The organism is Sporosarcina sp. Y1009 (assembly GCF_057669865.1).
The window spans coordinates 36,100-56,036 of record NZ_JBYHFO010000001.1; the positions used below are offsets into that span (position 1 = coordinate 36,100).

The 19,937-nt window shown below is 37.1% G+C and carries 20 protein-coding genes; 6 read left to right on the forward strand and 14 right to left on the reverse strand.

Annotation, left to right across the window (positions count from 1 at the left end; genetic code table 11):
* Positions 1 to 12 precede the first annotated feature (12 nt).
* Entirely contained in the window at positions 13 to 1,020 is a 1,008-nt protein-coding gene (gene sppA / locus AC25Y1_RS00170) for a signal peptide peptidase SppA (RefSeq protein ID WP_488145913.1), read from the reverse strand.
* A 105-nt stretch (positions 1,021 to 1,125) separates the two neighbouring features.
* Between sppA and AC25Y1_RS00175 the strand changes: the two genes are divergently transcribed.
* Positions 1,126 to 1,926 carry an NAD kinase gene (locus AC25Y1_RS00175; protein ID WP_488145914.1) on the forward strand — a complete coding sequence of 267 codons (801 nt, stop codon included), beginning with the start codon at positions 1,126 to 1,128 and terminating at the stop codon, positions 1,924 to 1,926.
* A gap of 25 nt (positions 1,927 to 1,951) precedes the next feature.
* Here the strand turns inward: AC25Y1_RS00175 and rarD are convergent, their stop codons facing one another.
* The 6 genes from rarD to ezrA all read right to left on the reverse strand — a co-directional run bounded on the left by rarD (position 1,952) and on the right by ezrA (position 9,087).
* Positions 1,952 to 2,857, reverse strand: coding sequence for an EamA family transporter RarD (gene rarD / locus AC25Y1_RS00180; protein ID WP_488145915.1), 906 nt, complete (start codon positions 2,855 to 2,857; stop codon positions 1,952 to 1,954).
* Between the two features lie 78 nt (positions 2,858 to 2,935).
* The gene (gene mbcS / locus AC25Y1_RS00185; protein ID WP_488145916.1) at positions 2,936 to 4,504 is read right to left on the reverse strand and encodes an acyl-CoA synthetase MbcS; all 1,569 of its coding nucleotides are present in this window, start codon (positions 4,502 to 4,504) and stop codon (positions 2,936 to 2,938) included.
* 112 nt (positions 4,505 to 4,616) lie between these two features.
* The gene (locus tag AC25Y1_RS00190) at positions 4,617 to 4,829 is read right to left on the reverse strand and encodes an alpha/beta-type small acid-soluble spore protein (protein WP_488145917.1); all 213 of its coding nucleotides are present in this window, start codon (positions 4,827 to 4,829) and stop codon (positions 4,617 to 4,619) included.
* Between the two features lie 112 nt (positions 4,830 to 4,941).
* Positions 4,942 to 6,144, reverse strand: a complete 1,203-nt coding sequence (gene thiI, locus AC25Y1_RS00195; RefSeq protein WP_488145918.1) for a tRNA uracil 4-sulfurtransferase ThiI — start codon at positions 6,142 to 6,144, stop codon at positions 4,942 to 4,944.
* Positions 6,131 to 7,267 carry a cysteine desulfurase family protein gene (locus AC25Y1_RS00200; protein WP_488145919.1) on the reverse strand — a complete coding sequence of 379 codons (1,137 nt, stop codon included), beginning with the start codon at positions 7,265 to 7,267 and terminating at the stop codon, positions 6,131 to 6,133. The genes thiI and AC25Y1_RS00200 overlap by 14 nt, the downstream gene beginning before the upstream one ends.
* A gap of 110 nt (positions 7,268 to 7,377) precedes the next feature.
* Positions 7,378 to 9,087, reverse strand: a complete 1,710-nt coding sequence (gene ezrA / locus AC25Y1_RS00205; protein WP_488145920.1) for a septation ring formation regulator EzrA — start codon at positions 9,085 to 9,087, stop codon at positions 7,378 to 7,380.
* Positions 9,088 to 9,285: 198 nt separating this feature from the next.
* Between ezrA and AC25Y1_RS00210 the strand changes: the two genes are divergently transcribed.
* Positions 9,286 to 9,765 (forward strand): GAF domain-containing protein, encoded by a 480-nt coding sequence (locus AC25Y1_RS00210; RefSeq protein WP_488145921.1) that lies wholly within the window; start codon positions 9,286 to 9,288, stop codon positions 9,763 to 9,765.
* Between the two features lie 133 nt (positions 9,766 to 9,898).
* On the opposite strand, the gene megL is transcribed toward AC25Y1_RS00210, so the two are convergent.
* Entirely contained in the window at positions 9,899 to 11,110 is a 1,212-nt protein-coding gene (gene megL, locus AC25Y1_RS00215; protein WP_488145922.1) for a methionine gamma-lyase, read from the reverse strand.
* 385 nt (positions 11,111 to 11,495) lie between these two features.
* Here megL and rpsD point away from each other — a divergent pair, with 385 nt between their 5' ends.
* Entirely contained in the window at positions 11,496 to 12,101 is a 606-nt protein-coding gene (gene rpsD, locus AC25Y1_RS00220) for a 30S ribosomal protein S4 (RefSeq protein ID WP_488145923.1), read from the forward strand.
* A gap of 304 nt (positions 12,102 to 12,405) precedes the next feature.
* Here the strand turns inward: rpsD and AC25Y1_RS00225 are convergent, their stop codons facing one another.
* The 4 genes from AC25Y1_RS00225 to AC25Y1_RS00240 form a co-directional block, all read right to left on the reverse strand.
* Positions 12,406 to 12,627: a transcriptional regulator gene (locus tag AC25Y1_RS00225; protein ID WP_488145924.1), complete on the reverse strand. Its 222-nt coding sequence runs from the start codon at positions 12,625 to 12,627 to the stop codon at positions 12,406 to 12,408.
* A gap of 117 nt (positions 12,628 to 12,744) precedes the next feature.
* The gene (locus AC25Y1_RS00230) at positions 12,745 to 12,906 is read right to left on the reverse strand and encodes a hypothetical protein (RefSeq protein WP_488145925.1); all 162 of its coding nucleotides are present in this window, start codon (positions 12,904 to 12,906) and stop codon (positions 12,745 to 12,747) included.
* Between the two features lie 456 nt (positions 12,907 to 13,362).
* Complete coding sequence (locus AC25Y1_RS00235) at positions 13,363 to 13,566, reverse strand: hypothetical protein (RefSeq protein WP_488145926.1); 204 nt, start codon at positions 13,564 to 13,566, stop codon at positions 13,363 to 13,365.
* 241 nt (positions 13,567 to 13,807) lie between these two features.
* Complete coding sequence (locus tag AC25Y1_RS00240) at positions 13,808 to 14,509, reverse strand: DUF421 domain-containing protein (protein ID WP_488145927.1); 702 nt, start codon at positions 14,507 to 14,509, stop codon at positions 13,808 to 13,810.
* 976 nt (positions 14,510 to 15,485) lie between these two features.
* Here AC25Y1_RS00240 and AC25Y1_RS00245 point away from each other — a divergent pair.
* Positions 15,486 to 16,154: a sunset domain-containing protein gene (locus AC25Y1_RS00245; protein ID WP_488145928.1), complete on the forward strand. Its 669-nt coding sequence runs from the start codon at positions 15,486 to 15,488 to the stop codon at positions 16,152 to 16,154.
* Between the two features lie 365 nt (positions 16,155 to 16,519).
* On the opposite strand, the gene AC25Y1_RS00250 is transcribed toward AC25Y1_RS00245, so the two are convergent.
* Entirely contained in the window at positions 16,520 to 17,386 is an 867-nt protein-coding gene (locus AC25Y1_RS00250) for a M23 family metallopeptidase (RefSeq protein WP_488145929.1), read from the reverse strand.
* Between the two features lie 554 nt (positions 17,387 to 17,940).
* On the opposite strand from AC25Y1_RS00250, the gene AC25Y1_RS00255 reads away from it, so the two are divergent.
* Both AC25Y1_RS00255 and AC25Y1_RS00260 read left to right on the forward strand, forming a co-directional pair.
* On the forward strand, positions 17,941 to 18,798 hold the full coding sequence (locus tag AC25Y1_RS00255) for a manganese catalase family protein (RefSeq protein WP_488145930.1): 858 nt from the start codon (positions 17,941 to 17,943) through the stop codon (positions 18,796 to 18,798).
* A gap of 143 nt (positions 18,799 to 18,941) precedes the next feature.
* Positions 18,942 to 19,619 carry a cupin domain-containing protein gene (locus AC25Y1_RS00260; RefSeq protein WP_488145931.1) on the forward strand — a complete coding sequence of 226 codons (678 nt, stop codon included), beginning with the start codon at positions 18,942 to 18,944 and terminating at the stop codon, positions 19,617 to 19,619.
* Positions 19,620 to 19,657: 38 nt separating this feature from the next.
* Here the strand turns inward: AC25Y1_RS00260 and AC25Y1_RS00265 are convergent, their stop codons facing one another.
* Positions 19,658 to 19,906, reverse strand: a complete 249-nt coding sequence (locus tag AC25Y1_RS00265; RefSeq protein WP_488145932.1) for a hypothetical protein — start codon at positions 19,904 to 19,906, stop codon at positions 19,658 to 19,660.
* Positions 19,907 to 19,937 lie beyond the last annotated feature (31 nt).

A 19,937-nucleotide genomic window follows, 5' to 3' on the forward strand; every position in this document is an offset into this window, starting at 1 on the left:
GTTAATCCCTCCTTATTTTTCACCATATAAGTACATCATTCTCGGCGCATTATAATCAGACAATAATTTCCCAATTAGTTCTGATTCTAGATTACCACCAAAGAAAGATTTTGCTTTTAGGCCGAAAAGTGAACCCCAGCTATCATTCATCGTGTACTCAAAAACAGTTGCTTTTTCAAGACCATGATCTTCTTGCATAGCAGCAATAGCATCACCGGCTTTGCCGTAATCATCCGCTAGTCCGTTCTCAATTGCTTGACGACCATTCATGATTCGGCCATCTGCAACTTTTTTTACATCTGCTACACTCATCTCGCGACCCTCTGCGATAATGTCTACAAATCGTTCATAAGAGTCGTTAATCATTTCTTGAAGCATTTCATGTTCATCGGCAGTCATTTTACGGGAACCGCTCATTATGTCTTTATAAGGTCCCGTTTTAATTGTATTAAATTCAATCCCGTATTTCTCGGCAAGCCCTGCATAGTTCACGCTCTCCATGATGACGCCGATTGAACCAGTAATCGTTTCTTGATTCACAAATATTTTATTTGCGGGTGCAGCTACGTAATAGCCACCGGAAGCAGCCATACCGCCCATTGAAACATAAACAGGAATTTCACGATTTTCTTGGATTGTACGAATGGCATCATAAATTTCAGCTGATTCGACAACCCCACCACCTGGCGAGTTCACTTTCAGGACCACGCCTTTAATTGAAGGGTCTTCATTGATTTCGAATAATTGATTCATAAAGAATTGGTGATTGTAGCCATCCATAAAGAACGGCGATGCGTTCCCAGTGTCTTGAATAACACCATCCAATGACAGAACGGCGATCTGATCTCTACCACCTTCCTCAATAACCAGTTGACCATAGCCTGCTGAAGACGGCGCAGTCAATTCCTCAAAGAGTCCCGATACATCCCTCGTGAAAATATACGATAATGTGTTAATGCCGATCGAAACGAATAAAAGTACTGATGCGACGATGATTGCAACCCATCGTTTTGTTGTCATTTTAATTTCCTCCCTTTAATTCAACTATTCTATACGTGTATATACGCCAAAATGTTTCAATCCATGTTAAAATAATCATAGCGTAAACAAAAGGAGTTGTACAAGTTGACGAATAGAATGAATACTTATATTTATAGTAAACACGATAAAGATTCGCGCAATAAAAAATCAATGGTAGAAGATGCTCTTGCGCATGAAGGTTTTACTATAACCGATGATTTTACTACTGCAAATATTATTATCAGTATTGGCAGTGATGGTTCTTTTCTGCAAGCCGTACGTAAAACTGGATTTCGACAAGACTGCTTGTATGCAGGTATTTTAACGAGTGGTAAACATAGCTTGTATTGTGATTTCAACTACAATAATCTGCATGAGATGACACTGGCTTTCCGCAATTCAAAACTTGAAGTTAGACGATATCCACTTATCGAAGTGACGATTGACGAACATCGTCCATTTTATTGTCTTAATGAATTTAGTATTCGTTCTAACATCATTCGGACATTTGTCCTAGATGTTGTGATTGATGATAAACACTTCGAAACTTTTCTAGGTGATGGTCTTATTATTTCAACACCAACTGGGAGTACAGCCTATAATAAATCTGTCAATGGTGCAGTCGTGGACCCATTATTAAATTGTTATCAAGTGACTGAACTCGCTTCAGTGAATAATAACAAATACCGAACACTTGGAACCTCATTTATTTTAAGTGGAGACCGAAATTTGAAATTACGTGTTCACCAAGATGGCAATGATTTCCCACTTATGGCAGCAGATAATGAAGCACTCGGGATTCGGAAGGTCGAAAATGTGGCCATTGAATTAAGTTCTAAAATAATTAAAACAGTAAAGTTAAAAGATAATTCCTTCTGGGAAAAAGTGCAACGCATCCATTTATAATGATAACGAAAAGCCGCCACTCCTATTATGTGGCGGCTTTTCTTGTCTTTAACACGTCGTAAACTTTTGAATAGGTAAACATGATTAACCCGATCCAAATGAAGATAAATGATAGGAAATCAATCATACCAAAACTTTCTTTATAAACAATGACGCCAAGAAATAACATCATCGTTGGCGCTATAAATTGAAGGAACCCAATCATGTATAAAGGGATTCTTTGGGCACCTTTCGCAAATAACACGAGTGGAAGTGCAGTTGCTACACCTGTAAAGATGAGTAACGTATCCGTTTTTACATCAGCATGTAGAAAAACTGCTTGGTTGTCTACGAATAACCAAATATAATAACCCAAAGCAATTGGCATAATAAAGAACGTTTCAATCGTAAGCCCACGCAATGCGTCTAATTTAATTTGTTTCTTTAGAAGCCCATAAACAGCAAAACTAATTGCGAGCACGAAAGAAAGCCATGGAAATTGTCCATACGAGGTGGTAAGGATTAGAACACCAATCATAGCAAGAACAAATGCCACTTTTTGAGCTTGTGACAGCTTCTCTTTCAAGAAAAAGACCCCAAGTAAAACTGAAATCAATGGATTTATATAGTACCCTAGGCTTGCTTGAACAATATATCCGTTATTAACCGCCCATATGTATAGGAACCAATTTCCTGAAATTAAGAGTGAGGCAAGAAAAAGCAACCAAAAATTGATTTGAGACTTCCATAAGTTTTTTATATCTTCGAGTAAGTCGCGACCGTTTTTCAAAAGTAAAATGAGGAGTAGCGTTGATAGGAAAGCCCACACAACACGACTGACTAAGATCTCCGCACTTGGTACATTATCAATACTTTTCCAATACAAGGGCAATATACCCCATATTATATAGGCGAAAACAGCCAAAAGGACCCCGCTTTTCTCTTTACCCATTTGACCATTCCCCTTAAGTTTTCATATGAAGAAAAACTTTTGTTCAGTGCTGATTCACTGAACAAAAGTAAAAAGATTTTATTGTTCTTTTTTACGTAGCTCAACACGCATTATTTTTCCAGATGCTGTTTTAGGCATTTCATCGATGAATTCGATCTTTCTTGGGTATTTATAAGGTGCAGTTAGTGATTTTACATGATTTTGAATTTCTTCTGCTAAACCTTCTTCGTCTTTTCTGCTTGAATCACGTAAGACAATATAAGCTTTTACAACATTGCCACGAGTTGCGTCTGGGCTTGCGACAACCGCACACTCTTTAATCGCATTATGCTGCAACAATGCTTCCTCGACTTCGAATGGTCCAATTGTATAGCCAGAACTGATAATGATGTCATCTCCACGGCCCTCAAACCAAAAATAACCTTCTTCATCCATTTTTGCACGGTCGCCCGTGATGTAGTAATCACCGCGAAATTGCATACTCGTTCTTTCTGGATCATTTAAATATTCTTTAAATAATGCAGGTGTGGATACATGAACCGCAATGTCGCCCACTTCTCCAATTGGTGCTGGATTACCGTTGTCATCGATGACTTCCACACGGTTTCCTGGTGTTGGTTTACCCATTGAGCCCGCTCTAGCTTCCATTCCAAGCATTGTACCTATGAGTAATGTATTTTCAGTTTGTCCATATCCATCTCTTACTTCCAACGAAAATTTTTCTTGGAATGTAGTGACGACTTCTTGGTTAAGTGGTTCACCGGCAGATACAGCGCTTCGCAGCGATGACAAGTCTTGGTCTCCAAGGTTATCTACGATAGCCATGAAACGGTATTCAGTTGGTGTGCAACATAAAACATTCACCTTATTTTCAGTAAGTAACCTGAAATAAGTTTCCGCGTCAAATTTACCATCGTAAACTAGACCCGTTGCGCCACTTCCTAGCACAGCAAGAAATGGTGTCCAAATCCATTTTTGCCAACCTGGCGCTGCAGTTGCCCACACAACATCGTTCTCTTCGATGCCCAGCCAGTTTGCTCCAGTTGTTCTTAAATGAGCATACGCCCATGCATGTGTATGGACAACTCCCTTTGGTGCTCCTGTTGTCCCTGAAGTATATGACAAAAATGCCATGTCCGAACTTTTTGTTTCAGGCTGTACAAATTCTGTTGAAGCCAGCGCCAATAAATCCGTTAATGACTTCTCGCCATTTTCTGCTTTTCCAATAACGAAATGTTGAACACCTCCCATATTTTTCACGTCATTAAATTGACTTGAAAAGGCATCATATGAAACGATTGCTTTCGCGTTACTATGTAATAATCGGTAATCGATATCTGAAGGTCTAAGCATTTCAGAGCTTGGAATGACAACTAACCCTGCTTTTAGTGCACCGATGTAAGTGACGTAGGCTTCGATTAAACGTGGAACCATCACTAACACGACATCACCTTTGTTCAATCCGTTCTCAATAAATACATTTGCTGCTTGGTTCGATAAATTCATGAGCTCTTTATAAGTAATTTCTTTCTTTTCACCATTTTTATTTATGTAAATAAGAGCTTTTAAACTTTCACTGTTCGCATACTTTTCGATTTCACTAACAAGATTATATCGTTCAGGTGCAACTAGTTGATCTCGATTCATACTATTTCCTCCATTCGTATTTCTCTAAGTATACTAAGAGCAACCGTATAATTCAAAAAAAAAATTAAAAACCGCCCCGGAATAATTTCCGGGACGGCTTTCATTTAATTAGTTATTGGTTTTGTTGACCGTTCATTTGTGATTGGGCTTGACGAACTAATCGCTTTGTAATTTCTCCGCCGACGGATCCGTTGGCACGCGATGTTGCATCTGGTCCCATTTGAACACCGAACTCTGATGCGATTTCGTTCTTCATTTGATCAAGTGCTTGTCTTACTCCTGGTACTAAAAGTTGGTTTGAGTTACCGCTGTTGCTGTTTGCCATGATTAACACCTCCTTGTGAAATATAGAATGCACCGGAACGGAGAAATCATGCACAACAGTTTAATGGTAATTTATTCATCTGAAAAACCAATTAGGAAAATAGACAAGCTATTTATAGAAAGTCTGCAAACTCATCTTTCTCTTGTCGTGGTAAATTTAAAATTCTTCTTTCCTTAATTGCTTTTTCTAAAAGCGGTTCAAAATCAACAAAACTCTCATAGTGTTTAACTTTTTCTAACTTCGGTTTAGTTTTGGGTTTTGCTGGTGTGAAAATTGTACAACAGTCTTCATATGGACGAATTGAAATATCATATGTACCAATTTTAACAGCCAAATCTATAATTTCAAGCTTGTCAAATGAAATTAACGGCCTTAGTACTGGTGTTGTGGTCACTGCATTAATCGCGGTTAAGCTATCTAAGGTTTGACTCGCTACCTGACCAAGACTTTCACCCGAGACAATTCCAAGCGCATCCGCTTCAATACGTACTCGGTCAGCGATTTGCATCATGATTCTTCGTGTCGTGGTCATCAATTCACCGTCTGGAATTTTTTGAACGATTAATTGTTGAAGTTCTGTAAAAGGTATGACATGTAAGTTTACTGAAGAACCAAAAGTACTTAGTTTTTCAGCAAGATCTATCACCTTTTGCTTGGCCAGTTCACTTGTAAACGGTGGGCTTTCAAAATGGATTGCGTCAATTGCAACTCCGCGTTTCATCAATAAGTATCCTGCTACTGGGCTATCGATACCGCCCGACAACATTAGAAGTGATTTGCCATTCGAACCAACCGGCATGCCTCCTGCACCTGGATAGACCTTCGATGTAAGAAATGCACCTTCAATACGAATATCAACAAACAATAAAATATCAGGTTTTTTCATTTTGACCGTTAATTCCGGAAAATTTTGAAGGACATGAGAACCAATTTTTTGTTGCAATTCATTTGTTACGTATGGAAAAGACTTATCTGTTCTTCTAATTTCAACCTTAAACGTCTTCCCTTGTGTTTCACCTGAACCGACAACGTCTACCGCAGCTTTTAAAATATCTTCAATCGATGCCGGACATTTCGCGACCGGACTGAAAGACTGGATTCCAAAAACAAATGGTAATCTTTTTATCGCTTCTTCCATATCATCCTTGCCATCTGCATAGAGAAACATACGGTCACGCTCTGATTTAACCTCAAAGCTTTTTAAATCACTTAATGCAGTTTCAATATTCTTCTTTAATTTTTTAACGAAGTAATTTCGATTACGACCTTTTAAAGAAAGTTCGCCGTATCGAATTAACAACTCATTCCACTTCATTTCGTTTCCCCCTTTGTAAAATCGCGATGAAACTTGAAAACACTTCTTCAAATTTTGCGATGTCTGCTAGTTCGTTATTCTCACCAAAACTAATTCGAATGATGCCTTGTTTATAGGGTTCTGGGACACGTATCGCTTCGATTACATGACTCACTTTCCCACTTTTTGACGAACATGCACTAGAGGTTGTAATTGTAATACCATTTTCTTGAAAATGATTCACTGCAACTTCCCCTTTAATTTTTAAAAAGGCAATCGACAGAATATGTGGTGCGCTATTTTTTTCTGCAAGTATGATGACATCGCTTGTGTTTTTTATATGCTCTACAATCCGCTGTCTCCAGTTTAAATATTTCTCTGACGTATCCTTCTCAACAATTAGACGCATAGCTAATGCAAGAGCAGTGGCATCTGGGACAGAAACTGTTCCACTGCGAATACCAAACTCTTGTCCGCCACCAAAATTTAAGGCATCAGGAAGTAATCCTTTACGCATAATTAATGCACCTGAACCTTTAAGTCCATGTATCTTATGCGCAGATACTGTAATGGCATCCGGACCGTCCTTGTCGATTGAAATAGGCAATTTACCAATGCTTTGGACAGTATCTGAATGAAAAATGGCTCTAGAATACTTTTTAATTATTTTTGCGCATTCCTGAATTGGTTGGATCGACCCAATTTCATTATTCACATGCATGATACTTACAACTGTTGTATTTTCTCTAAGTTTTTCAGTCAACTCATCTAACGAAATCATACCGAATTCATTGACCGATAAATAATCAACTTCAAAGCCTTCTTCTTCTAATTGTTTTGCAGCATTTAAAATTGAAGGATGTTCAATCGCCGTCGTAATAATATGGTTTCCTTTAGATTTATATTTACGCGCAAATCCGAGCATTGCTAAATTATTCGCTTCTGTTCCACCTGACGTAAAAATGACTTGTCCGTCTGGTGCCTCGGCAATTGAAAGGATTTGCTGTCGAGATCTATCCAGTAATTGTTCTGATTCTTTTCCTGCTAAATGTAAAGAGGCTGCATTTGCGTAAAATCTTTTATTCACTTTAACAAATGTTGATAATACTTCATCACTTGGTTCAGTCGTTGCACTATTATCCATAAAAATCATTAAAACCATTCCTTATCTATATCTGTCCTCTTGTGTGACAGCAAATTCTCTTCAATTCGTGACAAAGCCACCTGCACAAATGGACATTGTGCGGTGGCCAGTTATTTCAAAACTTTAGTCGAACTATTTTCTTGTACAAGTTCCTCAATTCGTTTCATTGCACCCGGTTCAACATCCTCAACAGCTGTTGCTGCTTCTTCGAGTGCTTTATCATATCGGAACTCTCTAAATGAATTCTCCGCTTCTAGTAAGCGTTTATGTACTTCTTCGTTTGAAGTTCTGTATCGATTTCCGTACTGGATAATCCGTTCTGTGAGCATGACGTTTTCTAAAAGCATTTCCACTTTCCCACTAACAGAATCCAGTGATTGCTTGGCATTCTCCAAGTAACTATTCACTAAATTCATGTTTAACGGTACTTCTTCCAAGCTTTGATTGACGATGTAAATTTGTTCCTCGGCTTCTTCTAGACGTGCATCCATCTCATCTGGAATACCAGGAATGTTTCCTTTATATAAAGAGCGTTCGATATCTTGTAATTTTTTTGTCAAAGCAATTATTTCTTTTCGTACACTGTTTTCGTCAATGCGTAAGTTTTTAATCTGACTAGCAAAGCTCTCTCTTGTCTTTGCAATCTGATCGAGTTCAGTTTCCAGTGCCACTAACTCCTCTTGTAAGCTAGATGCCGCTGATGTTTCTTCTTCAATGCGAATTGTTAATAATTCGAATCGTTTATCAATTTTTTCAAGCTGAACCAAAGCTTCTGTAGGAATTTCTGAGTCTTCTTCATTTAGTCGATAACTTTGCTGAACAAATGCTGCTTCTTCAGAAGTTACTTTCGTCAATTTCAACACTTCGGCTAATTTCTCCGCAATGGCTTCATAACGGTTTGCTACAAATTGTTTGGCTGTGACTTCTTGTTCAAGCGCATCATAATAGGAATCGATTTTCTCGTTGATCTCATTGATGTCCTCTTGAATCCCTTCAATTTGAAGTTTTTCAAGATTACCAATTAAAGTTTCGAGTGTCTTTTCAATTTCCCCTAGCTTCTTCGGTAATTCTAAGTGTTGTAAATAGTAAGACTGATCTTCCATCCCTTGTGATCCGTTTCGGAGTTCACGAATAGAAGCTGGAATTTTGTTTTGTATTTCTGTCAGTAGTGATGGAATCTGATCAATTACCGAAAATAAAGATTCTCCTTTTTCACTCTGAGAAATAACAATCTCTCGTGCTTGTAAATAATTACCGTTTTCAGTCAGCTCATCGTATTCCTCAAATTTCGGGTTGAATGATTCAAGCTCTTCTTCTAGAGGGTTAATCGCTTTTCCGAAGGAGTATTGGTGTGCGAGTATTTTTTTACGTGCCACACGATGTTGTTCTTTCAATAGTTCCATTTCAATACGGTTTTTCTCTTCACTTCCAACTAACTCGTTTAATTCTCTAAGAATTTCAGACATTTGTTTTTCACTCGCAAGAATTTTCTCTTCTATTCTCACTTCAATTTTCGTTGCTTTTCCAAACTGGAATCGATCAACAAAATCTTCAGCATCGAAAAGTAGTGAATCGAGTTCTATCATATGTATGTCCATGACCTCGGTCCAGTCGTGTCTCCAGCGTTCAAATTTCTCTTCTGTTTCACCAGTCATGTTTAATTGTTTGATTTTTGTCATTTCTTCAAATATAGGTTCGTGTTGGATTTTCAGCTTTTCTACCTCAAGTTTTGCAATTCGACGAATATGTTTACGCCTGAATAAGAAGGCGATGATGATTAAAATAATAAGTGCGATAATCGGAATGATTAAGTATTTCATCGTTGTCCCCCTGTTCCTCATGTCTATACCCTAATATTATCCCATATCGTAGCACGTTTGAACACTATTTACTAAAAATAATCATCAAATGACAGAAAAAACTTCTTTCTGCAAAAGATAATTACGGTTTTTGTAATTCTTTGGCGATTTCGGTATACTAAATTATAGACTAAATTTAAAAGAATTGGGGTGCTTTTTTTGAGTTTAACTGTAAACACAACTCAAGACGTTTCAAAAGAATATATACAACTTTCCAACCAATTGGATGCGCTATTAACTGGAGAGAGTAATTTCTATGCTAATTTAAGTAATGCATCTGCCTTATTAAATCAATTTTTCGATCGCATAAATTGGATTGGATTTTATGTGATGGAAGATGGAGAACTTGTACTTGGTCCATTCCAAGGATTACCAGCATGTGTACGTATTAAAGTTGGTAAAGGTGTGTGTGGAACGGCTGTTGAAAAAAGTGAGTCAATTATCGTTCCAGACGTAAACGCTTTTCCGGGTCATATTGTATGTGACGCTGCTTCACGCTCAGAAATTGTCATTCCAATCATTAAAGACGAGATTGTCTTAGGGGTACTTGATATTGATAGTCCCGAATTAAACCGTTTTTCTGAGGAAGATCGCATAGGACTTGAACTTGTTATTTCGAAATTGGTCAAACACTTATAAGCATTACTTTAGCGAGTACTTGAATGTTTCAATTCAAGTACTCGCTATTTTTTAAAACATTGATTTCATTAAAGAAGGTAAGTTATTCCATGCGATCTCACCCTAGGGAATTTTGTCCTGATGGATTTTGCGATTAGTTTGAACTTACTTCTGTTTTCTTCATTTTATTAAATGCGCCCGCTAAATCTGCTTGTAGGTCGTCTGCGTTTTCAAGTCCCACTGATAATCGTAGTAATGAATCAGTAATTCCCATAGCCAATCGATTTTCTTCAGGCACAACGGAATGCGTCATAGTGGCCGGATGTTGAATGAGTGTTTCTGCATCTCCTAGACTCACTGCGATTTTTATAAGACTTAGGTTGTCCATAAATTCTTGAGCACCTTCACGTCCACCTTTGATTGTAAATGAAATGAGTCCCCCACCTGCTGACATTTGACGTTTTGCAATTTCATATTGGGGATTATCTTCATCAAATGGATAAAAGACTTTTTCAACTAACGGATGATCCTTTAAATAAGAAAGAAGCTTTTTCGCATTTGCCGAATGTCTTTCCATTCTTACCGGTAATGTCTTTAACCCCCGGATTAATAACCATGCATCAAATGGTGAAATAATGCCCCCGTAATCTTTTTGGACACCCATACGAATCTGGTCCATTTCTTCCTTATCATTACCGACAAGTAAGCCAGCAATGACATCTCCATGTCCGTTGATGTACTTCGTTGCACTGTGCAAGACAAAGTCTGCCCCGATTGTGATAGGGTTTTGTAAATAGGGAGATGAAAACGTATTGTCAACAACAACGCGCAGACCATGGCGTTTTGCGACATTAACAACTGCATGTAAGTCAACAAGTTCCATTGTGGGATTAATTGGTGTTTCTACATAAATACAAACGGTTTCAGGTGTGATTGCCTTTTCAATTTCTTCCTCTGTTCCCATTCGGATTAAATCATGTGTGATGTTATACTTCTCATCCATTATGGAAAGCAATCCAAATGTACAGCCGTAAATCCCCCGTGTACAAAGGACATGATCTCCTGTTTTTGTTAGATGAACGAGAATGGAACTGACTGCCGCCATTCCTGATCCAAATGCAAGCGCTCCTTGACCATTTTCTAACCTATTAATTCTTTCCTCAAGAACATGAACGGTTGGGTTTCCTAGACGCGAATAGATAGGTCCTTCTTCTTCTCCTGAAAAACGCTGTGCGCCTTGTTTAGCCGATTCAAATGAAAAAGTTGAAGTCTGATAGAGTGGCGTTACTAAGCTTCCATGATGAGCCTTATTATCATAACCTTCATGAATTACTAATGTGTCTTTGTGTAATTTATTTTCCTTCATTTTTTACACCCCTTCTTCATTATAAAGCGCTTACATGTCCATTCTACTATAAACCTCTTTCAGATAAAGGAAAAGAAGAATCTATTAAAAAGTACTTTGTCCATTTTAAATAGAACAAAAGAACTTGACTCTGCTTATACAAATTGTTATGCTTGTCGTTGTGTAAAATAGTTGCAGCAGTTATGTGTTTCGGTCTGTACAGTCTATTCCTTTTAAGAGGTGCATCATGTAACCTTCAGGCTGCGAAGGCGAAGTTGCAAGATTATAGAATGGCAATCGAATTGAACATATCTGGTCTTATTTTACAACAGAGCTTTTCCAAAACGTACTTTGTTTTGGAAACAGATTACCATAAAATAAAACCAAATTAGAGGAGGAGTCTATTATGGCTCGCTATACAGGTCCAGCATGGAAATTATCACGTCGTCTTGGCATTTCACTTTCAGGTACAGGTAAAGAAATTGAAAAACGTCCATACGCACCAGGACAACACGGTCCTACTCAACGTGTAAAACTTTCCGAATACGGAATGCAATTACAAGAAAAACAAAAACTACGCTTCATGTTTGGTGTAAACGAACGTCAATTTAGAACACTATTCAACAAAGCTGGTAAAATGCCAGGTAAACACGGTGAAAACTTCATGATTCTTCTTGAAACTCGCCTTGACAACCTAGTTTACCGCATGGGTCTTGCACGCACTCGTCGTGCTTCACGCCAACTAGTTAACCACGGCCACATTTTGGTTGATGGAAAACGCGTTGACATCCCATCGTTCATGGTTAAACCTGGTCAAGTGATCTCACTTCGTGAAAAATCACAAAACCTTGATGTTGTTAATGAATCATTAGAAGTGAGCAGCTTTGTTCCTGAATATGTTTCATTCGACAAAGACACTAAAGTTGGTACATTCGCTCGCATGCCAGAACGCAGTGAATTAGCAGCAGAAATTAACGAAGCACTTATCGTTGAATTCTACAGCAGAAAATAATAGATTTTATTATTTTGAACCCTTGAAGTTGAGTATGCTCAACATTCAAGGGTTTTTTATTTTATCAATCAATTACAGATAATCCTACGATATTTTCGAAACTATATCGATTAGGCGTAAACGGATCATCCAATACGATATATCTATTCTTTCTATTAATAGTAATGATTTTCCCGTAATCAATAATAAGCTTACCGTCTTTCCAGTATCTTAATTTAACGTCACTTTTACCCTATAGGCTCTTTAGATTTCCCCCGACAAAAGAGTTGATTCGAATTCATCTAATTCCGGACGCTCTGTATAGTCATATCACCATGCTTTCTTTTGCGATGACAGGAACGAGTGCAAGCACATTATCAATCCTGAAAATCCTCTTTGGTTTAGACAAGAAACAATACCCTTGGATTGAATCCTTGTTGATCCGTAGCACCTTTACTCGCCTCTTACTGATTGCACCATCGTTCGCCAAATATATTATATCCAAAGACTCGTTAAATCTAACAGACTTGATTAATTGTTTACGCACACTCGATCCCTCCCTTACGCTTTACGCTTATCATACCAAACAAATGTTCACATTTTAAGAAGATGAAAAAGCGACCGCCCAATTAATGAGTAGTCACTTTTTTGTTATTGTCATCGCTCAAGTCATCGGTATTTTACTTTTCTTAATTTCGATACGATTAACAACAGTTATTACTTCGTCCGTGGTTACTCTCTCTACACTCACACCTAAACTCATCTTCGCGATTTCGGTCACGAAAATCTCTGTCTTCACGACTAGATCTAACTTCCCGACATTCACAAATTAACACCTGACGTCGCCGTCTTCGATGTTCTGATCCACACATATATATTACCTCCCTTACGTTTAATAAGTCGGCCAGACTCATTATTATTATATGGACAAGTTTGATATATGAATGGACAAACTGTCTGGTGTAAAGATATATTTTTATTTCCAAAATAAAAATAGGCGACTACACAAATTAATGAGTAGTTGCCTTTTGAATTACTTATTCATTTTGATATGATTTTGTGTTAATCATTGTACAAGTTCGCCTTTCTCGCTATCTACCTCTTCCTTTTCTTGAAAATGAGTATTTTTTTCCACCCCTTCTTTTCAAAAACCTTTTCTTTTTTAAGTTCCATAACATACCGCTATGTAATTCTATTTTAGTTGGGTAGAATGAAATTTTTTAATTAGGGTTTTGTGAAAGGCTAACCGCCATTTTTGAATATCTATTATAAAAATACAGCCTTAATTAGGGTATGCTTCATCGTTATATTCAGCTAAAAAAATCATTAATTGTGTGAAATAGCGCTCCGCATACCATAAGTACAAAGCTACATCTTGGTCTATATCATCCCCATATTTTCTCCTAGCATTTATTATTTCTTCGTATAAGTCTAAGTATGTTTGATTGTTAGTCATGATTTCTGGATAAACCTTTGGCTCAAACACATTAAAGTTACTATCGTGCAAATCAAATTCATTTTCTAAATGTCCGATATAACTACTACACAGTTCATTGGATGTTCCATTATACCAATTTTTAGAAATAGTTCATCTTGTTCTATCATAATATCTTTATTCACCAGGACCCCTCCTATTTGTGGTAAACATAGTTGGCTAGTCAGGAGGAATCCTGTCTTTTTTGTTTGTAAAATCAGCTATATTTGTGTCAAATTAACATGAAAATTATTTAGTCAAACAAATAAACTTTTAATTGTTCCTGATTATCCATGGTTGCCAACAAAATATCTTTCGCGCTGATATTTAATATTGACATTTTGTTTTCTAGCCAAATAATGTCTTTTCCTCCCCGTCTTAATTCATTGAAATCTATTTTCCCTTCTTTAATTATCGTTCTCGGAATAAAAAATGGGCTTTTGACTAAATGAATGTCTTCCGGTGTTAATGCTTGGAGCTGTGGGGATAAAAAAAATGAAATAGTTCCATCAGATTCCCACATTGCGAGTGCGACTTTATTAATTTCTGTGATTTTCGCTTTCCTAGCTTCTGATAATAGATGGTCTATTGTTATTCTTGCTTTACCTAATTCCTTATACAAAACTTCTCCGTTTTTTATTAAAGGGAATGGTGATGGATCTAACCATTTTCCAAAACCTCTCCACTTTAAACTTACAAAGACACTTAACGAGTAGAGGGCAATTAAGACCCCTGTCGTAATGATTGATCCTTTTAATCCTAACTGTTCGTCTGATAAGGGATGTGCAAGTATATTGCCAAGTATCAAGGCTATAGTGAAGTCAAGAAGCCTTAACTGTGCAATTGAGCGACGTCCCATTAATTTAGTGGCTAAAAGTAAAAAGAAAAATGAAACAATTGCTCTTAAAATCCATTGAATGGTTGTAAGGGTTTCTTGACCATAAAAAAAGTCCACCTTGATTCACACTCCACTTCTATTTAACCGATTTTAATTATTGTTGCCATAAATTTTATAAACATGAATATAATCACTCTTAATTATCGCTATCATTTCTAGTGCCTTTATTCCTTAAAATCATTACTAAATCGACTTTATGCCCCGGTCACTCCGATGCAATTCACTTTTTTTGCGTTGAGTTTGTAACATCCTTTCCGCATTTGTTTCAGCTACTTCTTTCTCTCCCCTCAAATCGTTTCGCATACCTCAACTGCTATAAAATATACGGATCATCATGACTCCTCACGTTCCCTAGGTGGTGTGTATTACATTGGTGTATGCCTTGTAATGATTTATCGGCACATGTTTTGCTAACTTCGCTATTTCTTCGATTGGATTATGCTTTTTACTCCTTCGTTTTTTGTTGAAAACAGTAGTATTTTGTCAATATTTTTGTTATTTTTAATCTATTTCCATCTTCTATCTTTGTTATAATTGATTTAACATTCTGAAACGAGATGGAACATGAGAAGAAAAAAATACTGCCATTATTATTTGCATTCTGGATTTTATTTTCTTTTTCATCTGTTTCAATGGCTGGTCACATACCTCCAGGTTCAGGTCATGGTTGCGGATTTGACTCTGCCAGACCACATTTTTGCCCGCATTTTTTTTTACCCAAGAGCGCTTGTTTAGCAATCTTTTTACTAATTATCTTGCTTCTGGAAATCAAATAGTGTATTGAAGAAAAAAAGATTGAACTTTCTTCTATAGAATTCAAGAGAAAACCAAAACAAGACAAAGTGCATCTTCGGACGACGAGAAGACTTTGGAGTGAAAAGGAATCCGTACTCAATGAAATCTCTGTGCACCAAAAAGTACAAAGAGTCAATGAAATCTTGATGTTTGTACTACTCCATTTCCATTTATTATTAAACGTGGTTTAGTTCAGCCGCGTTTATTTATATAACATATAAATCAGGGGGGAATATAATTGAAGAAATGGTTGTTGCTTTTTCTAACTAGTTTAGTGCTAGTTTTATCAGGCTGCGCATCAAATACCGCTGAAGTTAATGCAGCAAATGAAGATTTACAAATAAGGATTGATGCTTTCGAAACCGCTAACATTGAACTAAAAGAGAAGCTTAATAGTGCTAACGGAGAGATTGAAGATTTAACATTAAAACTAGATCAATTTAATGAACTTGAACAAGAATTAACTGACTTACAAGCATCACATAAAAAAGAAACAAAAGTATTTGAAGAGAAAATCACCAAACTCCAAGACGAAAATACAGAGCTCCTCGGTAAAAACAAAGAATTAAGCGGAAAAATCGCCGCGGCAGAACAAAAAGAAAAAGAGAAAGTTGCAGCAAGCAAAAGCGAAACTAGTACCCAACAGACAAAAAGCAAAAGTGGGACAAGTACTGCTAACTCATCAAGCAATACATCATCATCATCATCTACAAGTGGCAGTACTACCACAACCCAAAGCACTGCCAAGACGACAGAAGATAAACAAGATTGCAATATTAAAGGATCTAATAGCGGTATATACCACACCCCAGGGTCCTCATATTACAATAGAACAAAAAATGTCGCTAAATGGTTTTGCTCAGTTGAAGAAGCACAGCAGGCTGGTTACAGAGCACCTAAGAAATAAGTCTTCCACTTTATTTTAATTAAAGACATAAGGAGTATTATGTAAGTAGATTGGACCATACATCGGAAATGGTTTTGAAAGTTTATCGCCACTCGTTTAAAGAGTTAGAAGAAGAATCTGTCATAGCTATTGGACAAGCCCCAAATCTATAAAAATCGTTGATTTGAGACAACTATTGTGCCCGTTTCGGGAAAACGCTACTTAAATCCTTTAGCAGCAAGGGTTCTTGGTGACACTGAATTCTACAGCAGAAAATAATAGATTTTATTATTTTCTGCTGTTTTTATAGAATTCCAATATAAAAAATGCGACTACCTGATTAACAAGTAGCCGCATTTTTTATTGAAGTTCTTATCACTCTTGAACTATTGCTTTGTAACAATGACTTGGTTAGCTTTAACCCAAGTACTAGCACCCAAATCATACCAACCATCTTTGGCTGCATGAACCCTATACGTTCCGGGACTCAAAGTTCTATTGAACGTACCGTTTGGCGAATTGTATGTTGAAATTGATGAGGAAACCTTGGCATGATGATTGGCAATTATACCGTAAGCATAGTGTATGTACCCAGGCCCTACATTATAATACATATCACCATTATCAGCATATAGTTTCTTATCATAAACCTTGTATTTGTTTCCAACTGGTAAAGTGCCTATAATCCCATAACCAACATGTCCAAATAAATTTGCTGTCTTTCCACCGTTAGGGTTTGTAATTTGAACAGTCGCCCACGTTCCATCATAAGTATGAGGAATTCCACCTGGGTTTAATTGTCCTTCAATATAAGGCTTAGGATCCTTTGCATAAGTGTAACTACTACTCCAAGGTCCTTGGTGTAATTCAAAATGCAAATGTGCGCCGCTGACTTTCCCAGTTCTCCCCACATAACCAATTGTTTGTCCTTGACTTACTGAATTGCCAACACTCACTGTTCTTGAGCCGGATCTCATATGCGCATATAGCGTATCATACCTTTGTCCACCAATAGTATGCCTAATGATAATGTACTCCCCGTAGGAACTATGATTAGCGGAAGTAACGACCGTTCCTGCGGCAGAAGCTTTAACTGCGACTCCTTCATTACCTGCGATATCAATTCCCCAGTGCATTTTATTTACTTTATCAATTGGGTGATAGCGCATTCCAAATTCACTAGAGTAATATCCTGTAGCTGGCTTAATAAATGTTTGCGAAGCTGATGTTTGATCTGGCTGAATCGTAACCACAAATGTGAGTAGTAACAAGAAACTGACAATGACCTTACCAATTTTTCTTCTAATATTAAACCCCTCCCTTTATGATATAATTAAAGATTAACATATTTATTATTTATAATACACTAGTTAAAAGTTTATTTAGAATAATTAGTAATTAGTTCTGGTGAAGCATTGGTTTTACATTAAATGGACATAATAAGTAATAAGTACATTGATTGTTAAAAATACCCTTGTATTTCCCTGTCGAATTAACTACTATTTTCAGGTTGTTTTTGAAGGATTTTGTAATAAAGTCAGGCCGTTTTCACTAGTATAATTTTACATATTAACAAAAAAAGCGACCGCTCAATTAAATGAGTAGTCGCTTTTTGTTGAATCGAATTGAAAGGTCAGATTATAACTTGAAATGGTACTTGGTTATTCATCAGACTATCTATGCATCGCCTTCAGTTTTTAGGGTAAACACCTAATCTAATTCTGCTCACTCTTTTTCGATTGGATAATTCTTATCATCCAGGGCATTCTAATCTTTATAACTGTGAATTAGAAAGGATTGAATCACATTGTATTACTATAAAGAAGAGCTAATCAATATTATTGTCCCAGATAAACCAGATCCAGAAGCCGCAAGAGTGATGCAAGAGATTCTAGGTGGCCATTATGGCGAAATGAGAACGATGATGCAATACTTTTTCCAAAGTTCAAATTTCAGGGGAAAAGATACTCAGTATCGAGATTTGCTTCGAGGTGTCTTCTTAGAAGAAATCGCACATGTTGAACTCGTACAAAATACAATTAACCAGCTGTTAAATGATTCTGGAGAGTCTGCGAGTCCAGGAAATGCAGGTGTCGATCACGCACCACTTGACGATGCAGTAAAGCATGCAAATCCTCATCATTATATTATAGGAGCTCAAGCGTCATTGCCTGTTGACGCTGCTGGAAACCCTTGGAATGGCTCTTGGGTTTATTCACATGGAAACCTTATAGCTGACTTACTAGACAATTTGGTTCTAGAATCAACTGGTGTTCTTCAAAAGACACGTATTTACGAAATGAGTTCAAATAAAACATTCCGAGAAACGCTTGCTTTTCTCATCGTGCGAGACAATGCACACCAGAATGCTTTTGCTAAGGCATTGGAAACATTGGGTGTGGATTGGGGTAAGATATTGCCTATCCCGAACTATGATATCAATAAGTATCCTGAGTGTAGAAAATATGTAGAATTGGGCTACCATAATGCACAGTTCAACTTTAGGTTAGACCCTACTCGCATAGGCGAAATTCTTCAAGGTCCATCTCCTAGCAGGAACAAAGAACCATATTTTGTAACAAATCCCCCTAATGGATTTCCAGTTCCTTTAATGCCAGATATGCCAAACGAACATAGTCCAGGAACACAGGATTTAAACAAATAATCAATTCAGTCCCATATAGGGGCTGAATTTTTTTATACTTCTCAACCCCACTCCCCACTGCTCACATAATAATGATTTCATACATATTCTGTTTATGATGTGCTTACCTTGCACGTTTAATTTTATTATGGAAGGATGTATCGATGAGTTCCACAGTGGATTATTCTTCACCGACTACGCAGTTTACTTTTGATTTGAATAAAAGTACGTTTTTCAAGAAAAATGACAAAAACATTATTAACGTGCTTGGGATCGATCAATTAAACACACTGGATAATGTATCACTCCTGGATATTTACCTTAGCAAGAATAATATAATTGAACCTCATTATCACCAAAATGCTGCTGAACTGATTTATTGTATTTCCGGTGCAATGACTGTCTCTATTTTGAATCCCTATACAAAAAAACTACATCATTATCCAATTACCCCCGGCAAGGTAGCGAATGTGCCTCAAGGATGGTGGCATTATGAAGTAGCAATGGCTGATGACACGCATATTATTGCGATTTTCAATGCACCAACCCCAGAAGTAATTCTAGGATCCGAGCTTCTAAAATTAACACCTGCAAATATTATGGCACGTACTTATTGTTTAGACGAAGAACAGTGGAAAAAAGTCACAGCACCTATTCAGCCAGGAACAACCATTGGTCCACCAGCGAATTGTAATAAGACGAATCAAATTTCACCTGATAATCTTGTAAATCCATACGCGTACCAAATGTACCAGCCGCAGCCGCAGCCGCAACAGCACCCTTATGGTCATCAAAACACCTATTGTCCCTACCACAATCAATATTATAATCGGATGTGGTAAGCGATAAAGAAGACTGCTAATTGTATTAGTGGTCTTTTTTATTGTTCTAAACTTCTGTTTTTCAATCTAACTTCTGATACTTTATAATCAATGAAAGCCCCCACGAATCCAACAGGTATACCACCTGCAGATGTCGAGAGCAAAATAATAAATAAATTTATTTCCTCTACTTTTTTATACAAAATGACAAAGACTAAGGCGATTCCAATTGCTACGAATATTACTGTGAAATAATAGGTAATTTGAATACGCTCTTCATGCTTTTCCTTTACCAACTCTTCAGTCATATCACGCCCTCGATTCTAAAAACGATAATGA

Excerpts from the sequence above, each read along its gene's own strand:
- ezrA (WP_488145920.1), bottom strand. The coding sequence starts at position 9,087 with ATGAAATACTTAATCATTCCGATTATCGCACTTATTATTTTAATCATC.
- AC25Y1_RS00200 (WP_488145919.1), bottom strand. The coding sequence starts at position 7,267 with ATGGATAATAGTGCAACGACTGAACCAAGTGATGAAGTATTATCAACA.
- sppA (WP_488145913.1), bottom strand. The coding sequence starts at position 1,020 with ATGACAACAAAACGATGGGTTGCAATCATCGTCGCATCAGTACTTTTA.
- thiI (WP_488145918.1), bottom strand. The coding sequence starts at position 6,144 with ATGAAGTGGAATGAGTTGTTAATTCGATACGGCGAACTTTCTTTAAAA.
- rarD (WP_488145915.1), bottom strand. The coding sequence starts at position 2,857 with ATGGGTAAAGAGAAAAGCGGGGTCCTTTTGGCTGTTTTCGCCTATATA.
- rpsD (WP_488145923.1), top strand. The coding sequence starts at position 11,496 with ATGGCTCGCTATACAGGTCCAGCATGGAAATTATCACGTCGTCTTGGC.
- AC25Y1_RS00265 (WP_488145932.1), bottom strand. The coding sequence starts at position 19,906 with ATGACTGAAGAGTTGGTAAAGGAAAAGCATGAAGAGCGTATTCAAATT.
- AC25Y1_RS00260 (WP_488145931.1), top strand. The coding sequence starts at position 18,942 with ATGAGTTCCACAGTGGATTATTCTTCACCGACTACGCAGTTTACTTTT.
- AC25Y1_RS00190 (WP_488145917.1), bottom strand. The coding sequence starts at position 4,829 with ATGGCAAACAGCAACAGCGGTAACTCAAACCAACTTTTAGTACCAGGA.
- megL (WP_488145922.1), bottom strand. The coding sequence starts at position 11,110 with ATGAAGGAAAATAAATTACACAAAGACACATTAGTAATTCATGAAGGT.
- mbcS (WP_488145916.1), bottom strand. The coding sequence starts at position 4,504 with ATGAATCGAGATCAACTAGTTGCACCTGAACGATATAATCTTGTTAGT.